Consider the following 22,209-nt stretch of genomic DNA (forward strand, 5'->3'; position numbering starts at 1 on the left):
AACGTCATGGCAGGCGCCAAGAACCACGATTATCATATTCTTCCGCCCAGCATCTGGCCCTTTTTCGGCTCCATGTCGGCGCTGGTCATGGCTTTCGGCGCGATCATGTGGATGCATCCCGATGCGCTGCCCGCCGGCGGCGGCTGGGTGTTCCTGATCGGCGTCGCGGGCGTGCTGTTCACCATGTACAGCTGGTGGGCCAATGTCATCGCGGAGGCGCATGCGGGCGATCATACGCCGGTGGTGCAGCTTCACCTGCGCTACGGCATGATCCTGTTCATCGCGTCGGAAGTCATGTTCTTCGTGGGCTGGTTCTGGTCCTTCTTCGACTTCTCGCTCTTCCCCAGCCAGCTGGCGCCGATCGAGGGCCTGTTCCCGTCGAAGGGCATCGAGGTGATGAACGCCTTCGAACTGCCGCTGCTCAACACGCTGATCCTGCTCTGCTCGGGCACGACCGTCACCTGGGCGCACCATGCGCTGATCCACGGCGACCGCGAGGGGCTGAAGAAGGGGTTGACGCTGACGGTCATCCTGGGTGTCCTCTTCTCCTCCATCCAGGCCTATGAATATGCCCATGCGCCGTTCCCCTTCGGCGGCAGCCCCTATAGCTCCGCCTTCTACATGGCGACGGGCTTCCACGGCTTCCACGTGCTGATCGGCACCATCTTCCTGCTGGTGAACCTGATCCGCGCGCACAGGGGCGACTTCACCCCGCGCCAGCATTTCGGTTTCGAGGCGGCTGCCTGGTACTGGCATTTCGTCGACGTGGTGTGGCTGTTCCTCTTCGTCGCCATCTATGTCTGGGGCGGCTGGGGCGCGCCGGTCCACGGCGGTTGATCCTTCCGCCGATGGATTTGCGAAAGACGGCCGGACCTGTTCCGGCCGTTTTCTTTTTCGGCGGCGGGCATTATGCCTGACCCCATGTCCTCGCCAGATCCTCAATCCCCCATGCCGCAGCCGCTGTTGATCGCTTCGGCCATGGGCGCCTGTCCGCGATGCGGCGCGTCGACGCTGTTCGCGGGGCCCGTTCGCTTTGCCGCTTCGTGCCGGTCCTGTGGGCTGGACTATGGCCAGTTCAATGTCGGGGACGGCCCTGCCGCCTTCCTGACGCTGATCATCGGCGCGCTGATGGTGGCGATGGCGCTGATGCTGGAATTGAAGGTCCACCCGCCACTCTGGCTGCACATCCTGCTCTGGACGCCGCTGACCGTCCTGGCCGTGATCGGCAGCCTGCGGGTGGCGAAGGGCGCTCTGCTCATCCTGGAATATCGCAACAAGGCGCGCGAGGGACGGTTGACCGCCGGGGACCGCGAGGCATGAGCCGCCGCCTGCCTCTTGTCCCGACGCTTATCGTCGCGGCGGCGGTGCTGGTGATGATCGGCCTCGGCGTCTGGCAGCTTCAACGCCGGGCGGAGAAGGAGGCGACGCTGAGCCTGGTCGCGGCGAATCCGGCCAAGCCTGCCATCGCCTTTCCCGCCCATCCGCCCGTGCCGCCCGAACTTCTGTTCCGGCGCTCCTCCACCCACTGCCTTCGCGTCGTTCGTTGGCGCAGCGAAGCCGGGCGGGCCGCCGATGGATCGGTCGGCTACCGCTATATTGCCGAATGCGCGACGGGCATCGAGGGGCCGGGTGTGCTGGTGGCGGCGGGCGTCGCCAGGACGCCGGACGCCAAGCCCCAATGGCAGGGCGGTCAGATGCGCGGCTGGATCGGGGAGGAACCCGATCACCGCTCGCTCCTGTCGCGGATCGGCGGCCGGGCCATGCCCTTGCGGCCCATGCTGATCGCCGGAGAACCGGTGCCGGGTCTCAAGCCGCTGGCGCCGCCCACCGCCGCCGACGTGCCCAACAACCATCTGGCCTATGCCGTGCAATGGTTCTTCTTCGCCGGCATCGCGGCGGTCATCTACCTCCTCGCGTTGCGCAGACGGACGCCGCGACCTTAAAAGCTTGCCCGAAGGCGCGTCCGGCGTTACCGCGCTACCCCATCATGCACTATGTGAGCACCAGAGGGAGCGCGCCTGCGCTCGGGTTCGAGGATGTGACGCTGGCCGGGCTGGCGTCCGATGGCGGTCTCTATGTGCCGGAAAGCTGGCCCAGCTTCTCCGCAGACCAGATTCGCGCGCTTTCGGGCCTTTCCTATGTCGAAACGGCGGTACGGGTCATGGCGCCTTTCGTCGCCGGATCGCTGGGCGAAGAGGAATTGCGGGAGTTGTGCACCGCCGCCTATGGCCGGTTCAGCCATGACGCGGTGACGCCGCTGGTGCAGCTCAACCACCGGCATTGGCTGCTGGAGCTGTTCCACGGGCCGACGCTGGCGTTCAAGGATGTGGCGCTGCAACTGCTGGGCCAGTTGTTCGAGCGCTTCCTGTCGCGTCGGGACGATCATCTGACCATCGTCGGCGCGACGTCCGGCGACACCGGATCGGCGGCGATCGATGCGGTCGCCGGACGTGAGAAGATCGACATCTTCATGCTGCATCCGGACGGCCGCGTGTCGGACGTGCAGCGGCGGCAGATGACCACGGTGCTGGCGCCCAATGTCCACAATATCGCCATCGACGGCAGCTTCGACGACGCGCAGGCGCTGGTGAAGGCGATGTTCAACGACGCCAGCTTCGCGCGCCGTTTCAACCTGTCGGCGGTGAACAGCATCAACTGGGCCCGGCTGATGGCGCAGGTCGTCTATTATTTCTACGCCGCGGTTCGTCTGGGGGCGCCCGAACGCGCCATCGCCTTCTCCGTCCCCACCGGCAATTTCGGTGATGTGTTCGCGGGCTATGTCGCGGCGAAGATGGGCTTGCCGGTCGCGAAACTGATGGTCGCGACCAACGTCAACGACATCCTCCACCGCGCGCTGTCGGAGGGTGACTATAGCCAGGGGCAGGTGGTGGCGACCGCCACCCCCAGCATGGACATTCAGGTCAGTTCGAACTTCGAGCGGCTGCTGTTCGACGCGGGCGGGCGCGACGGCAGGGCGCTGGCGGAGCAGATGAAGGGATTCGAGGTGAGCAAGGCGATGCGCCTCACCAATGCGCAGCGGGACGGCGCATCGGCGCTGTTCGCGTCGGCGCGGGTCGATGCCGACGCCATGACCATGGCGATGCGCTGGGCCTATGACGCGGCGGGGCAGGTGATCGATCCGCACAGCGCGGTTGGCCTGGCGGCGGCGCGGGCGATCGACCTCGACCCGGCGGTGCCGGTGGTCACGCTGGCGACGGCGCATGCGGCCAAGTTCCCCACGGCGGTCGAGCGGGCCACGGGAATCCGCCCCTCGCTGCCTTCGCGCGTGGGCGACCTGTTCGCGCGGGAAGAGGCCTATGCCAAGCTGCCCGGCACCTTCGACGCGGTCACGGCCTATGTCGCGGAGCGGGCGACGCCGAGGGGCTGAGGTGAACCTTCAGACCCTCATCGGTGAGCCCTGGCCGGACTATGGCCTGATCGATTCGGGTCATGGGCGGAAGCTGGAGCGCTATGGCCGTTACCGCTTCATCCGGCCGGAGCCGCAGGCGATGTGGGCGCCGGCGCAGGACGGTTGGCAAGCCGACGGCGAATTCGTCCCCGGTTCCGACGAGGAGGGCGGCGGGCGCTGGTTCTACGAGCGCCCCGTGCCGGCCGAAGGCTGGCCCCTGCGCTGGAACGAGGTGACGTTCCAGGCGAGTTGCACGCCCTTTCGCCATCTGGGCTTCTTTCCCGACATGGCGCCGGTCTGGGACTGGATGCGCGGCAAGGTCGCGGACAAGGTCAGCGCCGGGGATCAGGCGCAGGTGATGAACCTGTTCGGCTATACCGGCGTCGGCACGCTGGCCATGGCGGCGGCGGGCGCGCAGATGGTGCATGTCGATGCCTCCAAGAAGTCGGTGGCGCAGGCGCGGGCCAACGCCGCGCTGTCGGGGCTGGAGGACCGGCCGGTCCGCTGGATCGTCGACGATGCGGCGAAGTTCGTCGCGCGCGAGGTGCGGCGCGGGCGGCGCTATGACGGCATATTGCTCGATCCCCCCAAATATGGCCGTGGGCCCGATGGTGAGGTCTGGCGGCTGGAGGAGGATCTGCCGGGGCTGATCGCCCATTGCCGGCAATTGCTGGATGCGGACAGCCGCTTTCTGTTCCTGACCGTCTATGCCGTGCGCATGTCGGCGCTGGCCATCGGGGAATTGCTGCGCCAGGCCTTTGCCGATCTGCCGGGCACCGTGGAAGCGGGCGAACTGGCGGTGCGCGAAGAGGCGCGCGGATTGATGCTGCCCACTGCGATCTGGGCCCGGTGGAGCCGCTGAGTCCATTCCGTCATTGGGCGACGGGCGGCTGAAGTTTGTTCCGTCTGCGCGGTCCAGACGTGTCGACCGGCTCCTGCCCGCGGCCGATTAACGCGGTGCGCTTTAGAAACTGGCCTTCAGCCCGTCGATCACGAACTGAGCGGCCAGTGCCGCCAGCAGGACGCCCAGCAGCCGCGTGATCACCGCTTCGATCTTGGCGCCGAGCAGCGCCATGATCGGCCCCGCCGCCAGCAGCGACCCCAGCATCAGCACCAGCGTCACGACCACCGCGCCGATCACCACCAGCCGCTCGCTCAGCCCTTCCGCCCGTGACATCAGCAGCATGACCGTGGCGATCGAACCCGGCCCGGCGATCATCGGCATCGCCATAGGGAAGACCGAAACATCCTCGACCTCGGGCGTCTCCGCGATCTTCTGGGCCCGGTCCTCTCGCCGCTGGGTGCGCTTTTCGAACACCATGTCCATGGCGATGATGAACAGCATGATCCCGCCCGCGATGCGGAAACTGTCCAGCTCTATTCCCAGGACGCCCAGCAACTGCTTGCCCCAGAGCGCGAACAGCAGCAGGATGCCTGCGGCGATGGCCACGGCGCGGATCGCCATGCCGCGCCGCTGGATCTGCGTCGCGCCGGTGGTGAGGCTGGCATAGATCGGCGCGCAGCCCGGCGGGTCGATCACCACGAACAGGGTGACGAAGGCGGAGATGAACAGTTCCGTCATGGCGCCGCGGCCACCCTGTCGTCGATCACCGTTTCATAGCCGGTGCCGTTCCACATGCGCACGGTCACGCGGCGGCTGCCGTCCGCGGCGGCCTCTGCGCTCCAGCTCAGGCTTTCGTCGCGGGGAACCGGCTGTATCCCGCCCGTTTTGCGATCCGGAGGGGGAACGGCCGGCCGGGGGCCGTCGCCGGCGCGGCCGCGCTTGCAGGTCGCGACCTTGCCGATGAGGAATTCGGGCGCTTCACGGGCGCTGGCGAGCGTGTCGCCATGGTCCATGATCCATTTCCATTCGCCCTTCCTGTCCCGTTGCCAGATGGTGGTGAAATAGCCGACCGATCCGTCCGGCCGCTTCCAGCCGCCGGTGCTGGCCGCCAGATTGCCGTCGCAGGACACATAGATGGCCGACGGCGTCCAGCTTACCGGGGCGGGCGGATCGGCGCGGCTCTTCAGCCATTGCTTCGCCAGCACCCGCTGCGGCACGAACATCACCGCCTCGTCCGCCGCCGTTGCGCGGAAGGCGGTCCATTGCCCCTTCTGCTGCGCCAGCCGGTTGAAGGCGAGTTCGGCGGCGAACACGGAACTGGGATCGGGTTGATAACGCATGGGCGGGCGCGCGCCCACCAGCGCCGGCAATGTCAGGGCAAGAAGCGCGGCGCGCGCCTTCACAGCCCCTCCGGCTTGGGCAGTCCGGCCCGCGCATGCGCCGCCACCAGCGTGTTGCGCAGCAGGACGGCGATGGTCATCGGCCCGACGCCGCCCGGCACCGGGGTGATGGCGCGGACATGCGCCAGCGCCTCGGCCGTGGCGACGTCGCCGACGATCCGGCTCTTGCCGTCATCCGTATCGGTGATGCGGTTGATGCCGACGTCGATCACGGTCGCGCCGGGCCTGATCCACTCGCCCTTCACCATTTCCGCCCGGCCCACGGCGGCGACGACGATGTCGGCGCGATGCACCACCGAGGCGATGTCCCGCGTGCGGCTGTGCGCGATGGTGACCGTGCAATTTTCCGCCAGCAGCAATTGCGCCATCGGCTTGCCCACGATGTTGGAGCGGCCGACGACCACCGCCTCCAGGCCGGAAAGGTCGCCCAGCTCATCCTTCAGCAGCATGATGCAGCCCAGCGGCGTGCAGGGCACCAGCGCCTCCTGCCCGGTGGCGAGCAGGCCCGAATTGACGACATGGAACCCATCCACATCCTTGGCGGGATCGATCGTGCCGATCACCGATGCTTCGTTGATGTGCGACGGCAGCGGCAACTGGACGAGGATGCCGTCCACCCGGTCGTCGGCATTCAGTTCTTCGACCAGGTCCAGCAATTCCTCCTCGCCTATGGAAGCGGGCAGCTTGAACTCCATGCTTTCCATGCCCACGGCGACGGTCATCTTGCCCTTGTTGCGGACATAGACGGAACTGGCCGGGTCCTCGCCTACCAGCACCACGGCCAGACCCGGCTTGCGTCCCGTCTTCGCTATGAAAGCGCCGACCCCGTCCGCGACCTTGCCGCGAAGCGTCTCCGCAAAGGCCTTGCCGTCGATGATCTTGCCGATGGTCATGATGCTTCACCCTGTTCTTCGATAATGGTGGAGAGCCGGCCATAGGCCAACGCTTCACCGCCCCCCTTGATCCGCAGCCGCTTTAGCCGGTTGGTGTCGCCCGATTCCAGCGAAATCGCGCTGCGGGGCCAATCCAGCCGCTTTGCCAGCAGCGCGATCAGCGCCGCATTGGCCTTGCCCTTTTCCGGCACGGCGCGGACGCGGGCGCTCAGCCACGCCGCGCCCCTGTCGTCCGTCCAGACGCCGCCGACCTCCTCCCGCGTCGCGCCCGGCGTCAGGCGGACGGAGAGGAGGAGATCGTCGCCGTCCCGGCTCCAGACCGTCACACCAGCCCGAACAGCGGCGGCAATATGGCCTGGCGGATGATGAGGATGCCCAGCAGCACGACCATGGGCGACAGGTCGAGCGCGCCCAGGTCCGGCAGCACCCGGCGGATGGGATTGTAGATGGGCGCCGTCATCCGATCCAGCGCGACCATCACGGTGCGCACGAAATCATTGGAGAGATTGACGACGTTGAAGGCGATCAGCCAGCTCATGATGGCCTGGATGATGATGATCCACCACAGCACATCGAGCAGGATGACGATGATCTGATAGAGGGCGTAGGCCATGCGATCTCCGAATTGATGGGCATTCGCTCTAGAGCGATTTCAAGCCGGATGGAACATCAGACGGCCCGGAAATCGCGGAAAGCAAAGCTGATGGAGCCGAGGGGATGCCCGCATCGCCAGCGCGGTGGGGGATTATTCCACCAGATGCAAGGCCCGTTCGGCCAGCGGCATGGATTTCGCCGGCCCCGCCGCTATACCCCGCCCCATGGAATTTCGCGACGCCACGCCTGAGGACGCTCCCCTGATCGCCGCCTGCCATGTGGCAAGCTGGCGCAGCGCCTATGCGCATTTCATGGACCCGGCCTATCTGGCGGGCGGGATCGAGGCGGAGCGGTTGGCGCATTGGAGGCGGCGGCTGGCCGAAGCAGCGCCCACACAGCGGATCATCGTCGCGGAAGAGGAGGGGCGGCCGGTCGGCTTCGCCTGCCTGGTCGGCGCGGATCATCCGCGCTGGGGCACGCTGGTCGACAATCTGCATGCCCTGCCGGACGCCAGGGGCAAGGGGCTGGGCAGCGCCTTGTTGGCCGAGGCGGCCCGATGGTCGCTGGAGCATTTCCCCGGAAGCGGCCTGTACCTCTGGTGCTATGCCGACAATCATGCGGCGCGGGGATTTTATGGGTATCGCGGCGGGCTGGTGGTGGAAAACACGGCCAAAGCCGGTCCCGATGGGCGCACCTTGCCGGAGCAGCGCTATCATTGGGCCGATCCGGCGCTGCTTCTCAAAGGACGTTGAAGAGGCAGACCGACGTGCTCCTGCGCGGGCGGGAGCACATGGCCTTACCGTCCGATCACCGGTGCACCAACGTGCCCGCACCGCGATCGGTGAAGATTTCCAGCAGCATCGCATGCGGCACCCGGCCGTCGAGGATGACGGCGGCGTCCACCCCGCCTTCCACCGCACGGACGCAGGTTTCCAGCTTCGGGATCATGCCGCCGCTGATGGTGCCGTCCTCCTCCAGTCCCTGGATCGCCGCCGGGTCGAGATCGGTCAGCAACTGGCCCTGCTTGTCCAGCACGCCCGCCACGTCGGTGAGGAGGAAGAAGCGCGCCGCCTGCAATTCCGCCGCTATGGCGCCCGCCATGGTGTCGGCATTGACATTGTAGGTGTGCCCGTCCGCGCCGATGCCTACCGGCGCGACCACCGGAATGATCCCGTTCTGCGTCAGCGTGTCGAGGATGCTGCGGTCGACCCGCACCGGATCGCCGACAAAACCCAGATCGACATTGCGTTCTATGCCGGAATTGGGGTCCGCCTCCCGCTTGCCCAGCACCTTTTCGCAGAGGACCAGGCCGCCATCCTTGCCCGAAATGCCGACCGCGCGGCCGCCAGCGCCGGAGATCCAGCCCACGATCTCCTTGTTGATCGATCCGGCCAGCACCATTTCCGCGATCTGCGCGGTTTCCTTGTCAGTGACGCGCAGGCCGCCGACGAACTGCGATTCGACGCCCAGCTTCTTCAGCATCGCGCCGATCTGCGGTCCGCCGCCATGGACGACGACGACATTGATGCCGACCGCCTTCATCAGCACGACATCCTCCGCGAAATCGCGCGCCGCCTCCGGATCGCCCATGGCATGGCCGCCATATTTCACGACGAAGGTCTTGCCCGCATATCGCTGCATATAGGGCAATGCTTCGACGAGGGTTTCGGCCTTGGCGAGGAGCGCCGGATCGGGGGCGTGCTTGCTGTTCATGCGCGGGCGCATAGGGCACTATGCGCCCAGCCGCAAGCTAGCGATCCAGCCGCCGCCCCAGCGCGACCAGCGCATAGATGACGGGCGGCACCAGCAGCGCCGACAGCGTGATCTTCGCCAGCATCTGGCCCAGCAGCAGCTCTCCGATCGGGAACACGCCGTAAAAGGCGATGGAGACGAAGAGCAGGGTATCCGCGATCTGCGACAATATGCTTGCGACCGCGGCGCGCAGCCAGAGCAGGCGGCTGCCCTCCCGCCCCTTGAGCGCGGCGAAGAGGGTGACGTTCAGCGTCTGCGAAATGCCATAGGCGATGATCCCGCCCAGCCAGATGCGCGGCGTGCCGCCCATCATCAGCGCGAAGGCGTCGCGCCTTGCCGGGTCCATGTCGCTGGCGGCGGGCACGGACAGCACGACGATGGACAGCAATATGGAGGCGATCAGCGGCAGGAAGCCCACCTGCACCAGCCGGTTGGCGACGGCGCGGCCATGCAGTTCCGCCACGGCGCTGGAAATCGTCACCAGCAGCAGGAAGGCGAATATGCCTGCCTCCACCGCCAGCGGACCAAGGCCGAACCAGGGACCGATGGCGGACAGCGGCCCCAGCGTCACCTGTTTGTTGCCGAGCACGCCCGCAATGCAGACCATGCCGCCGTAGAAGATCGAAAAGACGAAAAGCGAACGCGCAATGGGCGCGGGATGCGAAGCCATTGCCGGCACTTACCGGGGTTTCGGCGGAGTGGGAAGTGCTTAGAAGGCGGGGCAGCTTCCGTTCGCCCGTTCAGCTTTCCAAAGCGCCCTTGGCGGCGCGCAGCCCCGCCTTGCCGTTCCGCGCGAGTGTGCGTTTCAACGCTTCCGGGCCTGGCGCGACGAGGAAGCCGAAGCTGACGCAGCCCTGTTTCGTCTCCACCGCATGGTGCAGGCGATGGGCCTGGACGATCCGCTTCATATAGGCGGAGCGCGGGACGTGGCGATGGCCGATGCGGCGATGGACGATGATGTCGTGGAAGCCGAGATAGATGGCGCCATAGGCCGCGATGCCGGCGCCCATCGCCGTCGCCCAGTCGCCCCACTGCCACTGCACGCCGCCCAGCAGCAGCAGGATGGAGGGCATGGCGAAGATCACGAAATAGAGGTCGTTCGCTTCCCAGCGGCCGGTGCGTTCCCGATGGTGGCTGGCGTGCAGGAACCAGCCCGGCCCGTGCATCACCCAGCGGTGCATGACATAGGCGAAGCCCTCCATCGCGGCGACTGTCGCGAGGAAGATGAGGATGAGCGAAAGGGCGGTCATCGGCGCATTATAGGGACGGGACGGGGCGCATGCGACCCTGCTGGCCAAAGAAAAAGGCCGCGACCCTGAGGATCGCGGCCTTTTCCGGTGATCGTTCGGCCGATCAGAAGGAAGCGGTGATCGAACCGACCACGCCGGCCTTGCTGATATTGTGGCCGGCGGGCGAATAGAGCGACTTGTTGGTGTCGACGTAGGAAACGCCCAGGGTCAGGTGATTCCAGGTGTAGGTCGCGCCGATGTTCCAGTCGGTATATTCCTTGCCGATGGTCAGGTAGCTGGGGCCGAAGCTGTGGCCCAGATGCGCCGACAGGCCCAGCGGGGTGTTGGGAATGCTCGTCGACAGATCCCCTGCGACGTAGAGATTGTCTTCCTTGCCGTTGCCGACCGTCAGCGCCTTCGCCTTGGGCGCATAGTTGACGGTCAGCTTCGCCGTGGCGGGACCGAAGGTGCCCTTGACCGAGGCATAGGGCTCGACGAAGTCGGTATTCGCTTCGGCATTGCCGGGATAGTAATAATAGAGGACGCCGACGTCGATGGTGGCTGCGCCAATGGTCGTCGAATAACCGCCGATCAGGTCGAGTTCCTGATCGGAGCCATTGGCGACATAATCGTCGATCGAGGAACCCCAGGCCGAAACGTAGAAGCCAGAGCTGTGGGTGATGGTGAGGCCACCCTGAAGCGCGATCTTCTTGTTGGTCTGCGAAATGCCGCGGAAGCGATAGTCGGTGACGAGCGCGGCGTTGCCGGTCACGGTGAGATCCGGAGTGGGCTCGTCCTGAGCGAAGGCCGGTGCCGACATGGCGGCAAGGGCAAGGGCCGAGAGGCCGAGTATGGACTTACGCATATGATTTCCCCTTGATGGTATCTGCGATCGTCCCACCTGCGTCATGGTCCCGGATCTCTATCGCCCTGCACGGGATGGACCGGGTTGCCTCAACGAAGGAGGGGATGCCTTTCCCCGCTGCGGCGCACAAGATTTTATTGCTGGTCGATGAAGTTTGCTGCTGTAATGTTGCTGGTCTGCAACAAAATCAGGCATGATTATGGCGCCGGGCGCGGCCGCGCACGGTTTTTGCCGCAATTCGGGACGGGCCGGCTAGGGGAAAAGGGGCGCTGAATCCCGCGCCGCGTGAATGACGCGCTGCGGATAGGGGATGGTGATGCCATGTTCGCGGAACAGCAGCCAAAGCCGGCCGAGCACGTCGGACTTCACATTGCCGACGCCGCTTTCCGGGTCGCTGATCCACACCAATATGTCATGTTCGACCCGGTTCTCGCCAAAGGCGGTGAGCCAGACATTGGGCTTGGGATTGCGGAGCACGCGGGGGCTTTCCTGCGCGGCGCGCAGCATCAGTTCCTGCGCCAGCTTCAGGTCGCTGTCATAACCGATGCCGACGGGGATGCGGACGCGGACGTTGCGGTCGGAATAGGACCAGTTCTCCACCTCCTGCGTCATCAGGTTTTCGTTCGGGATCAGATGTTCCTTGCCATCGCGGGTGATGACGCTGACGGCGCGGACGCCGATCTTGTTCACCCAGCCGAAGCTGTCGCCCACGACGATGACGTCGCCGGGCTTGATCGATCGGTCCATCAGCAGGATGATCCCGGCGATCAGATTGCCGAATGTCTTCTGCAGGCCGAAACCCACGGCCAGCCCCAGCGCGCCGGAGAAGACGGTGAAGGCGGTGAGGTCTATCCCCAGCAGGTCGACGCCGATGAAGAAGGCGGCGACGACCACGACGATGGCGGCCAGCTTCTGCGCCAGCAGCTTCTGCGTGGCGTCCAGTCCATGGGCGCGGCCGATGCTGCGTCCGACGATGCGGTTGGCCAGGCGGACCAGGGCGAACAGCGCGACGCAGATCGCGGCCATGCTGACCAGCCCGAGCAGGGAGACGCGCCGCCTGCCGAGGTCGAGGCCCACGCCGTCCAGCATGTCCGCCACCGGGGCGAAGCCGCCGCTGCTGCCGGAAAGGACCATCACGAACAGCAGCAGGGCGATCGGCAGCACGGCAAGGCGGGCTATGGCGAGGCTGCGCAATATGTGCACGGCCAGCAGCGAGAGGGACAGGGCGAGCGCGGCGCTCAGGATCAGATGGGCGAAGTCCCCGATCGGCCAGAAGGCGAGGGCCAGGGCCATGACGAGGGCGGCGATGGCGTGGCGCAGGATCGGGCGCAGATGCCCCGCCAGCGCCTCCCCCAGGGCGCGGAAGCGGTGGCGCAGGCGCGGCGAGGCGAACCGGGCGACGGCGCTGGCGACCAGATGGATGGCGACGGCCAGCGCCAGCGCGACCAGGGGATGGACGATGGCGGGATCGCCCGGCAACAGGGACAGGAGATCGGGCAAGCCCGGCGTCATCCGCGCATGGCCCGGAAGCGGGCAAGGCCCGCGTCGAGATCGGCTATCAGGTCGTCGCTGTCCTCCAGCCCGATCTGGAGCCGGACGAGCGGCCCCTCCGCCTGCCAGGCGGTGGCGGTGCGGTAGCGCGCCGGATCGACGGGCAGGGCCAGGCTTTCGAAGCCGCCCCAGCTATAGCCGATGCCGAAATGGGCGAGACCGTCGATCAGGGCGGCGCGGGCCTTTTCATCGCCACCCTTGAGAACGAAGCTGAACAGGCCGCTGGAGCCGGTGAAATCGCGTTGCCACAGGGCATGGCCGGGGCAGGAGGGCAGGGCCGGATGAAGCACGCGGGCGACATCGGGCTGCTGCGCCAGCCATTGCGCGATGCGCAGGGCGCTCGCCTGATGCTGGTTGAGGCGGACGCCCAGGGTGCGCAGGCCCCGCGCGGCGAGCCAGGCGTCGTCGGGGCTGGTCATCTGGCCGAACAGATAGGCGGTCTGGCGGATTTTCGGGAAGAAGGCTGGGGTAGCCGTCGCCGATCCGATCATCACGTCGCTGTGGCCGACGATATATTTGGTGCAGGCAAGGATGCTGATGTCCACGCCATGGCTGAGCGCCGGGAAGAACCAGGGCGTGGCCCAGGTGTTGTCGATCAGGGTCGCCACGCCCCTGTCCCGGGCGATGGCGGTGATGGCGGGCACGTCCTGCACCTCGAAGGTCAGGCTGCCGGGGCTTTCCATGAAGATGGCGCGGGTGGCGTCGGTGATGAGGTCCGCGATCCCGGCGCCCACGGCCGGGTCGTAATAGACCGTCTCTATGCCGAGCGGACGCAGCATCTGCTCGCAGAAATTGCGGGTCGGATCATAGGCGCTATCGACCATCAGGAGCTGGTCGCCGGGTTTCAGCACCGCCATGAGCGCGCAGGCGATGGCCGCCACCCCCGATGGGTAGAGCATGGTGCCTTCGGCGCCCGGCTCCATTTCGGTGAGGGCGTCCGACAGGCTCCATGCCGTCGGCGTGCCCTTGCGCCCGTAGAACAGGCGTTCATGCGTGCTGCGCCCCGCCGCGCTGCGCAGATGCGCGACATCGTCGTAGAGAATGGTGGAGGCCCGCCAGACCGGCGGGTTGACGATGCCGCCGGGCTGGCCCGGCATGCCCGTCCATTCGGGCTTGCGGCCTGCCTGTGCGATCTGGGTCAGGGGCTTGCGGTCGCGCGACTTGTCGGCATCCTGGCTCATGCGGCGGGGCCGGTCGCTTTCGGCGTGGCCGGGTCCAGCCCCCATTCGGACCAGCTTCCGTCATAGAGGGTGACGTCGGTCTTGCCGAGCAGTTCGAGGCCCGCGAGCAGGATCGCCGCCGTCACGCCGCTGCCGCAGCTCGTAATGATCGGACGGTCGAAATCGGTCCCGGCGTCGAGGAACAGGCGGCGAAGGTCCTCGCCCCGCTTCATGCTGTTGTCGGCATGATAGAAGGCGGAGGAGGGAATGTTGCGGCTGCCCGGAATATGGCCCGACGCCATGCCGGGACGGGGCTCCTTCTCCTCCCCCGTGAAGCGTGCCGCGCCGCGTGCGTCGAGCACCTGTTCGGCCTGGCTTTCGAGGTTGGCGAGAAGATCCTCCTTGGTGCGGACCTGCCCGACGGCGCGTTTCGCAACGGCATTGCCGGGCCGTGGCGCCGGCATGCCGCTTTCCGTCGGCCGTCCCTCCGCCAGCCATTTGGGCAGGCCGCCGTCAAGGATCGCCGCGCCCTTGCCCACGCCATAGAGGCGCATCATCCACCAGCCGCGCGCCGCGCTGTGGGTGGGGCTGTTGTCATAGACGACGATCCGGCTGTCCGCGTCGATGCCCAGCCGGCGGCAGCGCTCCGTCATGAAATCATCGGTCGGCAGCATGCCGGGGCGCGGATCTTCCGCGTCGGCGAGGCTGGGCAGGTCGAGGAACGCGGCGCCGGGGATATGGACGGCCTCGAACTCGGCCCCGGGATCGCGGGGCACGCCGGGAAGGAACAGGCTGGCGTCGACGATCCGGAGGTCGGGCTTGCCCAATTCTCCCTCAAGCCAGTCGGTCGATACCAATATGTCCATGCGTGCCCTTGCTCCCTCGCTCGTTCGGCCACCTGCTTGGGTGGCGCAGAGCCATTCTAGGAGCGGCGGGCAGAGGTGGGAAGGGCCGATTGGCCTTAGCTGGAGAGGTTGAGCGCGGTCGCGCGACTGCCGGGGGTGCGGTATTGGCGCGGGCCAAGGTCAAGGCGGAAGGGGGAAAGGCGCTCGACCGGGGGCGATTGTTCTTCCCCGACGATGAAGACGCTGCCGCTGCGTCCCGTGCCTTCGCGGTCGCCTGTCCAGCTATAACGGGCGTCGAAGGCGATCAACGGGATCAGCAGGGCCCGCTGGCCCATGGGAATGGCGGCGATCGCCTGTGCGTCCAGGCGCATTTCCCCGCTGAGCTTCTGCGTCTCGCCGGGCGCGATGGATACCACCGAATGGACGGGGAGGCCGGTTTCGCCCGCGAAGAATGGCTGGAACAGCGCCTGTTGCTGCGCATCGGCATTGGCGATCAGGCTGCGGACGAGGATGTCCTCCGCCGTGCGGCTGCCGCGATTGTGGAGCGTCAGCCGGTAGCCGATGGTCGCGCCCAGCAATGTCAGGCGGGCGGCCTGCACGTCCATGGCGAGATCGATCCATGGGCGGTCGGCATTGTCCGGCGCGGGCTTGGGTTCGGGCGGGGCAGGCATTGCCCTGGCTTGCGGCGGGGGTGCAGCCGGCACGGGCGGCGGCGCGGCTTCGGCTTCGTAGGGCGGTTCCTCCGCCGCGCCCTGCTTGCGGCGGCGCAGCCGGAAGCGGGCTCCGATCAGCAGGACGGCGGCGACCGCTGCGGCGGCGGCGATCCAGGGCCATGTGGGGGCGGGGGGCTGCTGAGGCGGGCCCAGCGGCGCCGGCGTCGGGCTGGGGACGGTGGCGTTGTCGGCAGGGGGGAGGCTCTGGTTTTCGATGGGGGATGGCGGCGGAGGCGTCTCCGCGGGGGCGGGTTTTTCGGCCGGGGTCTGGCTCTGCGGTGCAGCTTGCGGTGCAGCTTGCGGCGCGCGCTCCGGCCGGGAGGATGGCCGGGTGGGCTGGCTTTGCGGCTGCGGCTGGGCAGGCGCCGGGGCGGCGATGGGCGGAAGCTGGATCGTCGGCGCGACGACCGGCGGCGGCGTCACCGTGGTGGGCGCGCCACGAAACACGTCCAGTTCCGGCCCCTGTGCATTGGGATTGGTCTGGGTCTGCGGCTGGGTGCGCGGCAGGTTGAAGACCGGATCGGCGCTATTTTCCTGCTGGGCGAAGGCAGTCGTGGCCAGCAGCAGCGGCGCGGCGAACAGAAGCGAGAAGCGGAACCCCATGGGTGGCAGCCAAGGCATCCGCCCAAGTGAACCCGCCATGAACGAAAGGCAAGAGAGGCGCGGCGATGACATCTGCCGTGCAATGGCGTAGATGGCCTGCCATGACTGACATGCCGACTCCACTTCATCTGGGCCAGGCCAGTGCCTTGCCTGCGCGTCCCGAAGACGCCGTGCTCGACTATGTGCCCAATCCCCGGCCGGGAAAGCCCTATCTGGTGCGCTTCACCGCGCCGGAATTCACCTCGCTCTGCCCGGTGACGGGGCAGCCGGACTTCGCCCATCTGGTGATCGACTATGCGCCCGCCGCGACCATCGTCGAATCGAAGTCGCTGAAGCTGTTCCTGGGCTCCTTCCGCAACCATGCCGCCTTCCATGAGGATTGCACGGTCGGAATCGGGGAGAGGCTGTTCGCGGAGATGAACCCGATCTGGCTGCGCATCGGCGGATACTGGTATCCGCGCGGGGGCATTCCCATCGATGTGTTCTGGCAATCGGGCGAGCCGCCGGCGGGGCTATGGCTGCCGTCGCAGGATGTGCCGGGCTATCGCGGGCGGGGTTGAGCTGCCCTTGTCGTCATGCCAGCGAAAGCTGGCATCTCAGGAGGCAATGCGTGACCGCGAGGCGAGGCTGGACCTATATCATGACAAACAAGCCCCGTGGCGTGTTGTATGTAGGGATTACCACCAACCTTGCCGTTCGCGTCGATCAGCACCGTCGCGGCATGGGTTCGGATTTCTGTCGCAAATATAATCTGCATCGGCTGGTGCTGGCCGAGGAGCATGGCCGGGTCGATGACGCCATCGCCCGGGAGAAGGCGCTGAAGGCCTGGAAGCGGGATTGGAAGCTTCAGTTGATCGAGCAGAGCAATCCTGAGTGGCGGGATTTGTCCGACTTCATCGCGTAGCGGCCTGAGATCCCAGCTTTCGCTGGGATGACGAAGCTCTTTGTTTGACAAACGAACAACAACATTCGACCAACGACATCATCGGTGGGACGCCCGGCTTGACCGGTGAAGCGAAAGGGGCGATCCCCCTGTCATCCTGGCGCGAACCTTTTGCCGTGCCGTTCCAGCCTGTCGGAGTTGCGAACCTCATGTCCTTTTCGAAGATCCTTCCGCTGATGCTGGCGGCCGCGCCGCTTGCCATGGCGATGCCGGCGCTGGCGCAGACGGCGCCTGCCGGACCCGCCGTGGGCGTGACCACCCAATTGCCCCGTGGCGCCGCGCCAAGCCATTATGCCATCACCGTCACCCCCGATGCGGCCAATCTGAAGTTCACGGGCAAGACGACCATCGACGTCACCGTGACGCAGGCGATGCCTGCGCTGGTGCTGAACGCCGCCGACCTGACGGTGAGCAGCGTCACCCTGACTCCCGCAAAGGGCAAGGCGGTAAAGGGAACCGCGAAGATCGACGCCGCCGCGCAGACCGTCACCTTCGACTTCGGCAAGCCGGTCCAGCCGGGCAGCTACAAGCTTGCCATCGACTATGCGGGGATCATCAATACGCAGGCGAATGGCCTGTTCGCGCTCGATTATACCGACAATGCGGGTCAGGCGAAGCGCGCCCTCTTCACCCAGTTCGAGGCGCCCGACGCTCGCCGTTTCGTGCCGAGCTTCGACGAGCCGAGCTACAAGGCGACGTTCGACCTTTCCGCCGTCATCCCCGCCGACCAGCTTGCGGTCAGCAACATGCCGGTCAAGGGCAGCAGCGACGCCGGATCGGGGAAGAAGCTGGTGACTTTCGGCACCAGCCCCAAAATGTCCTCCTATCTGCTGTTCTTCGGTCTGGGCGAACTGGAGCGCGCCACCAAACAGGCGGGCGCGACCGAGGTCGGCGTGATCACGGGCAAGGGGAATACGGGGAAGGCGCAACTCGCGCTCGACGCTTCGGCGGCGATCCTGCCTTATTATAACGATTATTTCGGCGTGCCCTTCCCGCTGCCCAAGCTGGACAATGTCGCCGGGCCGGGACAGAGCCAGTTCTTTTCCGCCATGGAGAATTGGGGCGCGATCTTCACCTTCGAACGCGCGCTGCTGGTCGATCCGCGCTTCACGTCGGAAAGCACGCGGCGGACCATCTATTCCATCGTCGCGCATGAAATGGCGCACCAGTGGTTCGGCGATCTCGTCACCATGGCCTGGTGGGACGATCTCTGGCTGAACGAGGGTTTCGCAAGCTGGATGGCGACCAAGGTCACGGACAAGCTGAACCCGGAATGGGAAATGCTGCTTTCCCGCGTCAATGGCCGCGAGCGGGCGATGAGCCTCGATTCGCTGGTGACGACCCACCCGATCCTCCAGAAGATCCACACCGTCGATGAGGTGAACCAGGCGTTCGACGACATCACCTATGAAAAGGGTGAGGCGGTCATCACCATGCTGGAGGGCTTTGCCGGGGAGGATGCGTGGCGATCGGGCATCCGCGCCTATATGAAGCAGCATGCCTATGGGAACACCGTGACCGACGACCTCTGGAAAGCGGTCGAGGGCGCGGGCGCCAAGGGCGTGGTGGGCATCGCGCATGATTTCACCAGCCAGCCGGGCATTCCGCTGGTGAAGGTGGACAGCGCCCAGTGCCAGGGCGGTTCGACCATCCTGTCGCTTTCGCAGGGCGAGTTCAGCCGCGACCGGAAGGACAAGACGCCGCTCAAATGGAATGTGCCGGTGATGGCGCAGGCTATCGGTCAAGCGGGCGGCGGGGCGCAGCAGCGGCTGATCCTCAATGGCTCGGCGCAGGTCACGCTGCCGGGCTGCGGCGCCTATATCATCAATGCGGGGCAGACGGGCTATTATCGCTCGCTCTATCCGGAGGCGAATGTGAAGGCCCTTGCGAAGGACTTCACCAAGCTCGCCTCCATGGACCAGATCGGCCTGCTGGCGGACAATTTCCAGCTTGGCCTGGGCGGCTATCAGCCCATGGGACTGGCCCTCGACCTGATCGACGCCGTGCCCGCGACGGCCAGCCCCGCCGTGCTGGCGGAGGTGCCGGACTATCTCGACAGCGCCCATATGATGCTGGAGAGCGACAAGGCCGCGCAGGCGCGGGTTGCCGCCTATGCCTCGAAAAAGCTGAGCCCTGTGTTGGCGACCGTCGGTTTCGACGCCAGGCCGGGCGAGAATCCGCAGGTGCCGGTCCTGCGGTCGGCGCTGGTGTCGACGCTGGGCGGCATGGGCGACAAGGCCGTGGTGGCGGAGGCGAACAGGCGCTTCGCCGCGCTGGCCGGCAATCCGGCGGCGCTGGACGGGCCGCTGCGCAATGTCTGGCTGCGGATCATTGCCGAGAATGCCGACGCCGCGACCTGGGACAGGCTGCGCGCCATGGCCAATGGGGCGAAGACGGACCTCGAAAAGAGCACGGTCTTCGCGCTGCTGGGCGTCGCCAAGGATGAGGCGCTGGCGAAGAAGGCGCTGGACCTCGCCATGACGGACGAGCCAGGCAAGACGACCAGCGCGGCGATCATCTCCGCCGTGGGCGGGGAGCATTCGATGCTTGCCGTCGACTATGTGCTGGCGCACCGCCAGCAATATGAGGCGATGATCGACGTGTCGGCGCGGAGCCAGGCGATTGCGCGGCTGGGCGGCAACTCCGCCGATCCGGCGATGGTGACGAAGCTGGACGCCTATGCGACCCAATATCTGACGCCGGAATCGCGCAAGGTGGTGGATCGCTCCATCGCCGCGATCAAGACGCGGATCGAGACGCGGGCGCGGCTGAAGCCCGCGCTGCTCGCCTGGTTCGCCAGGAAGTGAGACGGGGGGCGGTGGAGCGATCCACCGCCTTTTTTTGGTCCTCCCCATCTTTCGATGGGGAGGAATTCTTACAGCAACCGCCGCTCGAACGCGCCGCGTTCCAGTTCCTCCCGGAAATCGGGATGGGCGATCCCGATCAACGCGCGGGCGCGTTCCGACAGCGTCTTCCCCTTCAGGTCGACCCAGCCATGTTCGGTGACGACGATGTGGGTGTCGGTGCGCGGCGTCGTGACGGGGCCGTCGAGCCAGGGCACGATCCGCGAGACCGTCCCCTTCGCCGCCGTCGAGTGGCAGGCGATGATCGACCGGCCGCCCTTCGACGCATAGGCGCCGCGCACGAAATCGAGCTGGCCGCCGGTGCCGCTATATTGGCGGCCGTTCATATATTCGGAGTTGCAGGCGCCGCTGAGGTCCACCTGAATCGTGGCGTTGACTGAAATCACCCTGTCGTTCTGCGCGATGATGTGCGGGGCGTTCACATGCTCGACCGGATGCGCCTCCAGCGCCGGATTGTCGTGCAGGAAGTCGTAAAGGCCCTGGTCGCCCATGGCGAAGGTGAAGACCGAGCGGCCGGGATGGATTTTCTTGCCGCTGTTGTCGACCACGCCGGCCTTGATCAGGCCGACGAGGCCGGGCGTGAGCAGTTCGGTATGGATGCCGAGGTTCCGATGATCCATCAACGCGGCGCAGACCGCGTCCGGCACGGCGCCGATGCCCATTTGCAGGCAGGCGCCGTCCTCCACCATGCCGGCGATGATCGCGCCGATGGCATCGTCATTGGGCGTGCGAGGAAGGGGCGGGATCTGCGCCAGGGGGACATGGTTTTCCACGATGGCCGTGACCGCCGAGATGGGAATTTTGCAGTCGCCATGGACATAGGGCATGGCGGGATTGACCTCCACGATCAGCCGCGCGCCGCTGCGCGCGACCATCAGTGCGTAATCGGTGTTGGTGCCCAGGCTGAAGCAGCCGTCGGCATCCATCGGCGAAACGGTGACGAACAGCGTATCGACGCGCAGATGCTCGGTCAGGATGCGCGGTATCTGGTGGAATTGCACCGGAAGGGTTTCGACCAGGCCTTGCGCGCTGCCGGCGCGCAGGGCGTCGTTCCCCCGTTCGACGCCACCGTGGAACAGGCTGACATGGCGGATGCGGTCGTGAAGGTCGGGCGCGAGGATGGACTCGCTGGCCGCGGCGCAGGCGAGCATGCAGTAAAGCGTGCCGCCGGTGAGATCGCCCGAGCGAACGCGGACGGCCAGCGCATCCATCAGCGCGGGCGGGTAGCTGACGCCGAGACCGACGACCATCTTCGCGCCGTCCGGGACCAGTGCGGCCGCCTCAGCCGCCGACATGGTCCTGGCGCGATACTTTTCTGTGATGGACATCCTTCTCTCCCCGGCTTTTGGGGGATTGTCGCGCCGTTGGCGCGGGAGTGCAATGGCGACGAAAGTAGGGGGGCGTCTTGCTTGCACGCCCCCTGCGCAAGCCGGGGAAGCTTTCAGCGGGCGAGGCCGAGCGCCCGGACGATGTCGTCCCATGCGACCAGCTTGAAATTCTGGGCCGCCGTTGCATTGTGGCCGTCCTGCGCCACGAACAGCCCGCCGGGATAGTCCGGCCCGAAATCGCCCAGCATCAGGTCGATGCCGTCGGTTTCCTCCGACCCGCCTATGGCGCCGTCGACCACGCGGAAGCGGCCGGCATAGCTGTCGTCGCTCAGGCGATAGGCGACATAGGCATTGTCCCCCTGGCTGGAGACGAGGACATAGCCGTCCTTCTCGCCCATCGGCGCGATGGCGACGCCTTCGGCATCCATGACGAGGTTCCTGCCGTCCGCCGCGGCGATCCTGGCGGGCGTCGCGGACCCGTCGGCACGGGCATCGAAGCGCCAGAGGCCGACATCCTCCTCCGCCACATAGGCCATGCCGGTGCGGTCATCCACCGCGCAGCCCTCCGCCTGGGAGCCAAGCTTCAAGGTCCGGACGATGCTGCCCCTGGGCGTGGCGTCGGCCATGTCGAGCGCGATCTGGTTCACCGTGCCGTCCTTCAGCACGACGAAGGCGTAGGTCGCGCTCGCCGCGCGATAGAGGCAGACGCCATAGGCTTCGCCCCGCCCGGCATCGACCTTGCCGAGCGCCGAGAGTTTCGCGGTGGCGGGATCGAGGCGGAACAGGGCCAGCTTCGCATGGGCAAGGTCGTTGCGATCGCTGGCGGCCACCAATATGCCGCTTTGACCGGCGATCCCCACGCCGTCCCGCAGGTCGACATTGTTGACCCGGCCCGCGTCGAGAAAGTCGCGGGTCTTGCCGTCCAGCCCATAGACATAGAGCCCCGCCTTCTTGTCGGTGCCCACGATCAGGCTTTGCCCTGGATCGGCGGCGTTGCGCCAGATCGCCGGATCGTCCGCCGCGTCGGCATTGGGGGTGCCGACGGGGGCGGTTTCCCCGCGCGCGGTGACGGTCGCGGCTGGAGTGGCGTTGGCGATGCGCTGGGCCAGCGGGCGTTCGGGCGCTGGCGCGGCGCAAGCGGCGAGCAGAAGAGTCGCGCAAAGGGCGACGGATAAAGGTCTCGTCATGAAGTTCCCCCGTTCGCGGCGCCTCTTGG

At 66.6% G+C, this 22,209-nt stretch carries 24 protein-coding genes; 9 read left to right on the forward strand and 15 right to left on the reverse strand.

Annotated elements, in window-relative coordinates:
- The first annotated feature begins 6 nt into the window (after positions 1–6).
- The 5 genes from LDB29_RS19570 to LDB29_RS19590 all read left to right on the forward strand — a co-directional run bounded on the left by LDB29_RS19570 (position 7) and on the right by LDB29_RS19590 (position 4,271).
- Positions 7–837 carry a cytochrome c oxidase subunit 3 gene (locus LDB29_RS19570; protein WP_025549339.1) on the forward strand — a complete coding sequence of 277 codons (831 nt, stop codon included), beginning with the start codon at positions 7–9 and terminating at the stop codon, positions 835–837.
- Positions 838–909: 72 nt separating this feature from the next.
- Entirely contained in the window at positions 910–1,320 is a 411-nt protein-coding gene (locus LDB29_RS19575; RefSeq protein WP_025549340.1) for a DUF983 domain-containing protein, read from the forward strand.
- Positions 1,317–1,943, forward strand: a complete 627-nt coding sequence (locus LDB29_RS19580) for an SURF1 family protein (RefSeq protein ID WP_025549341.1) — start codon at positions 1,317–1,319, stop codon at positions 1,941–1,943. Before LDB29_RS19575 ends, LDB29_RS19580 begins: the two co-directional genes overlap by 4 nt.
- A 44-nt stretch (positions 1,944–1,987) precedes the next feature.
- On the forward strand, positions 1,988–3,388 hold the full coding sequence (gene thrC / locus LDB29_RS19585) for a threonine synthase (RefSeq protein ID WP_025549342.1): 1,401 nt from the start codon (positions 1,988–1,990) through the stop codon (positions 3,386–3,388).
- A gap of 1 nt (position 3,389) precedes the next feature.
- Positions 3,390–4,271 carry a class I SAM-dependent methyltransferase gene (locus tag LDB29_RS19590; RefSeq protein ID WP_025549343.1) on the forward strand — a complete coding sequence of 294 codons (882 nt, stop codon included), beginning with the start codon at positions 3,390–3,392 and terminating at the stop codon, positions 4,269–4,271.
- A 102-nt stretch (positions 4,272–4,373) separates the two neighbouring features.
- Here LDB29_RS19590 and LDB29_RS19595 read toward each other — a convergent pair whose 3' ends face one another.
- From LDB29_RS19595 to LDB29_RS19615, 5 genes are read right to left on the reverse strand one after another with little or no spacing between them, the layout of a single operon-like run.
- A complete protein-coding gene (locus LDB29_RS19595; protein WP_025549344.1) occupies positions 4,374–4,991 on the reverse strand; it encodes a MarC family protein in 618 nt (205 codons plus the stop codon).
- Positions 4,988–5,656 (reverse strand): hypothetical protein, encoded by a 669-nt coding sequence (locus tag LDB29_RS19600; protein WP_025549345.1) that lies wholly within the window; start codon positions 5,654–5,656, stop codon positions 4,988–4,990. Before LDB29_RS19600 ends, LDB29_RS19595 begins: the two co-directional genes overlap by 4 nt.
- Positions 5,653–6,546 carry a bifunctional methylenetetrahydrofolate dehydrogenase/methenyltetrahydrofolate cyclohydrolase FolD gene (gene folD, locus LDB29_RS19605; RefSeq protein WP_025549346.1) on the reverse strand — a complete coding sequence of 298 codons (894 nt, stop codon included), beginning with the start codon at positions 6,544–6,546 and terminating at the stop codon, positions 5,653–5,655. Before folD ends, LDB29_RS19600 begins: the two co-directional genes overlap by 4 nt.
- Complete coding sequence (locus LDB29_RS19610) at positions 6,543–6,872, reverse strand: DUF167 family protein (RefSeq protein WP_025549347.1); 330 nt, start codon at positions 6,870–6,872, stop codon at positions 6,543–6,545. Before LDB29_RS19610 ends, folD begins: the two co-directional genes overlap by 4 nt.
- Positions 6,869–7,159, reverse strand: coding sequence for a YggT family protein (locus tag LDB29_RS19615; RefSeq protein WP_007688568.1), 291 nt, complete (start codon positions 7,157–7,159; stop codon positions 6,869–6,871). The genes LDB29_RS19610 and LDB29_RS19615 overlap by 4 nt, the downstream gene beginning before the upstream one ends.
- A gap of 169 nt (positions 7,160–7,328) precedes the next feature.
- Between LDB29_RS19615 and LDB29_RS19620 the strand changes: the two genes are divergently transcribed.
- Positions 7,329–7,892 carry a GNAT family N-acetyltransferase gene (locus LDB29_RS19620; protein ID WP_257555501.1) on the forward strand — a complete coding sequence of 188 codons (564 nt, stop codon included), beginning with the start codon at positions 7,329–7,331 and terminating at the stop codon, positions 7,890–7,892.
- Positions 7,893–7,947: 55 nt separating this feature from the next.
- On the opposite strand, the gene argB is transcribed toward LDB29_RS19620, so the two are convergent.
- The 8 genes from argB to LDB29_RS19660 form a co-directional block, all read right to left on the reverse strand.
- Positions 7,948–8,865 (reverse strand): acetylglutamate kinase, encoded by a 918-nt coding sequence (argB, locus tag LDB29_RS19625; protein ID WP_044661416.1) that lies wholly within the window; start codon positions 8,863–8,865, stop codon positions 7,948–7,950.
- 25 nt (positions 8,866–8,890) lie between these two features.
- Positions 8,891–9,562: a queuosine precursor transporter gene (locus LDB29_RS19630; RefSeq protein ID WP_044661417.1), complete on the reverse strand. Its 672-nt coding sequence runs from the start codon at positions 9,560–9,562 to the stop codon at positions 8,891–8,893.
- A gap of 70 nt (positions 9,563–9,632) precedes the next feature.
- The gene (locus tag LDB29_RS19635) at positions 9,633–10,142 is read right to left on the reverse strand and encodes a sterol desaturase family protein (protein ID WP_099185227.1); all 510 of its coding nucleotides are present in this window, start codon (positions 10,140–10,142) and stop codon (positions 9,633–9,635) included.
- A 103-nt stretch (positions 10,143–10,245) separates the two neighbouring features.
- The gene (locus LDB29_RS19640; protein ID WP_025549352.1) at positions 10,246–10,986 is read right to left on the reverse strand and encodes a TorF family putative porin; all 741 of its coding nucleotides are present in this window, start codon (positions 10,984–10,986) and stop codon (positions 10,246–10,248) included.
- A 252-nt stretch (positions 10,987–11,238) separates the two neighbouring features.
- On the reverse strand, positions 11,239–12,498 hold the full coding sequence (locus LDB29_RS19645) for a mechanosensitive ion channel family protein (RefSeq protein WP_257555506.1): 1,260 nt from the start codon (positions 12,496–12,498) through the stop codon (positions 11,239–11,241).
- The gene (gene metC / locus LDB29_RS19650) at positions 12,495–13,718 is read right to left on the reverse strand and encodes a cystathionine beta-lyase (protein ID WP_025549354.1); all 1,224 of its coding nucleotides are present in this window, start codon (positions 13,716–13,718) and stop codon (positions 12,495–12,497) included. Before metC ends, LDB29_RS19645 begins: the two co-directional genes overlap by 4 nt.
- Positions 13,715–14,563 carry a sulfurtransferase gene (locus LDB29_RS19655; protein WP_025549355.1) on the reverse strand — a complete coding sequence of 283 codons (849 nt, stop codon included), beginning with the start codon at positions 14,561–14,563 and terminating at the stop codon, positions 13,715–13,717. The genes metC and LDB29_RS19655 overlap by 4 nt, the downstream gene beginning before the upstream one ends.
- Positions 14,564–14,658: 95 nt before the next feature.
- Positions 14,659–15,858 (reverse strand): hypothetical protein, encoded by a 1,200-nt coding sequence (locus tag LDB29_RS19660; protein WP_193666714.1) that lies wholly within the window; start codon positions 15,856–15,858, stop codon positions 14,659–14,661.
- A gap of 101 nt (positions 15,859–15,959) precedes the next feature.
- Between LDB29_RS19660 and queF the strand changes: the two genes are divergently transcribed.
- The 3 genes from queF (at position 15,960) to LDB29_RS19675 (ending at position 19,608) form a co-directional block, all read left to right on the forward strand.
- The gene (gene queF, locus LDB29_RS19665) at positions 15,960–16,418 is read left to right on the forward strand and encodes a preQ(1) synthase (RefSeq protein ID WP_025549356.1); all 459 of its coding nucleotides are present in this window, start codon (positions 15,960–15,962) and stop codon (positions 16,416–16,418) included.
- 80 nt (positions 16,419–16,498) lie between these two features.
- Positions 16,499–16,762, forward strand: coding sequence for a GIY-YIG nuclease family protein (locus LDB29_RS19670; protein ID WP_037482640.1), 264 nt, complete (start codon positions 16,499–16,501; stop codon positions 16,760–16,762).
- A 188-nt stretch (positions 16,763–16,950) separates the two neighbouring features.
- Positions 16,951–19,608, forward strand: a complete 2,658-nt coding sequence (locus tag LDB29_RS19675; protein WP_025549358.1) for a M1 family metallopeptidase — start codon at positions 16,951–16,953, stop codon at positions 19,606–19,608.
- Positions 19,609–19,676: 68 nt separating this feature from the next.
- Here LDB29_RS19675 and LDB29_RS19680 read toward each other — a convergent pair whose 3' ends face one another.
- A complete protein-coding gene (locus LDB29_RS19680) occupies positions 19,677–20,993 on the reverse strand; it encodes an acetyl-CoA hydrolase/transferase family protein (protein ID WP_099185225.1) in 1,317 nt (438 codons plus the stop codon).
- Positions 20,994–21,106: 113 nt separating this feature from the next.
- Positions 21,107–22,180, reverse strand: a complete 1,074-nt coding sequence (locus LDB29_RS19685; protein ID WP_025549359.1) for a phytase — start codon at positions 22,178–22,180, stop codon at positions 21,107–21,109.
- Positions 22,181–22,209: the final 29 nt, after the last annotated feature.

The organism is Sphingobium sp. CFD-2 (assembly GCF_024611135.1).
Taxonomy (GTDB): Bacteria; Pseudomonadota; Alphaproteobacteria; order Sphingomonadales; family Sphingomonadaceae; genus Sphingobium; species Sphingobium fuliginis.

Coding starts and splice junctions, on each gene's coding strand:
- LDB29_RS19570 (WP_025549339.1), top strand. CDS start 7: ATGGCAGGCGCCAAGAACCACGATTATCATATTCTTCCGCCCAGCATC.
- LDB29_RS19575 (WP_025549340.1), top strand. CDS start 910: ATGCCTGACCCCATGTCCTCGCCAGATCCTCAATCCCCCATGCCGCAG.
- LDB29_RS19580 (WP_025549341.1), top strand. CDS start 1,317: ATGAGCCGCCGCCTGCCTCTTGTCCCGACGCTTATCGTCGCGGCGGCG.
- thrC (WP_025549342.1), top strand. CDS start 1,988: ATGCACTATGTGAGCACCAGAGGGAGCGCGCCTGCGCTCGGGTTCGAG.
- LDB29_RS19595 (WP_025549344.1), bottom strand. CDS start 4,991: ATGACGGAACTGTTCATCTCCGCCTTCGTCACCCTGTTCGTGGTGATC.
- folD (WP_025549346.1), bottom strand. CDS start 6,546: ATGACCATCGGCAAGATCATCGACGGCAAGGCCTTTGCGGAGACGCTT.
- LDB29_RS19615 (WP_007688568.1), bottom strand. CDS start 7,159: ATGGCCTACGCCCTCTATCAGATCATCGTCATCCTGCTCGATGTGCTG.
- LDB29_RS19620 (WP_257555501.1), top strand. CDS start 7,329: ATGGATTTCGCCGGCCCCGCCGCTATACCCCGCCCCATGGAATTTCGC.
- argB (WP_044661416.1), bottom strand. CDS start 8,865: ATGCGCCCGCGCATGAACAGCAAGCACGCCCCCGATCCGGCGCTCCTC.
- LDB29_RS19630 (WP_044661417.1), bottom strand. CDS start 9,562: ATGGCTTCGCATCCCGCGCCCATTGCGCGTTCGCTTTTCGTCTTTTCG.
- LDB29_RS19635 (WP_099185227.1), bottom strand. CDS start 10,142: ATGACCGCCCTTTCGCTCATCCTCATCTTCCTCGCGACAGTCGCCGCG.
- LDB29_RS19640 (WP_025549352.1), bottom strand. CDS start 10,986: ATGCGTAAGTCCATACTCGGCCTCTCGGCCCTTGCCCTTGCCGCCATG.
- LDB29_RS19645 (WP_257555506.1), bottom strand. CDS start 12,498: ATGACGCCGGGCTTGCCCGATCTCCTGTCCCTGTTGCCGGGCGATCCC.
- metC (WP_025549354.1), bottom strand. CDS start 13,718: ATGAGCCAGGATGCCGACAAGTCGCGCGACCGCAAGCCCCTGACCCAG.
- LDB29_RS19655 (WP_025549355.1), bottom strand. CDS start 14,563: ATGGACATATTGGTATCGACCGACTGGCTTGAGGGAGAATTGGGCAAG.
- LDB29_RS19660 (WP_193666714.1), bottom strand. CDS start 15,858: ATGGGGTTCCGCTTCTCGCTTCTGTTCGCCGCGCCGCTGCTGCTGGCC.
- queF (WP_025549356.1), top strand. CDS start 15,960: ATGACTGACATGCCGACTCCACTTCATCTGGGCCAGGCCAGTGCCTTG.
- LDB29_RS19670 (WP_037482640.1), top strand. CDS start 16,499: ATGACAAACAAGCCCCGTGGCGTGTTGTATGTAGGGATTACCACCAAC.
- LDB29_RS19675 (WP_025549358.1), top strand. CDS start 16,951: ATGTCCTTTTCGAAGATCCTTCCGCTGATGCTGGCGGCCGCGCCGCTT.
- LDB29_RS19680 (WP_099185225.1), bottom strand. CDS start 20,993: ATGTCCATCACAGAAAAGTATCGCGCCAGGACCATGTCGGCGGCTGAG.
- LDB29_RS19685 (WP_025549359.1), bottom strand. CDS start 22,180: ATGACGAGACCTTTATCCGTCGCCCTTTGCGCGACTCTTCTGCTCGCC.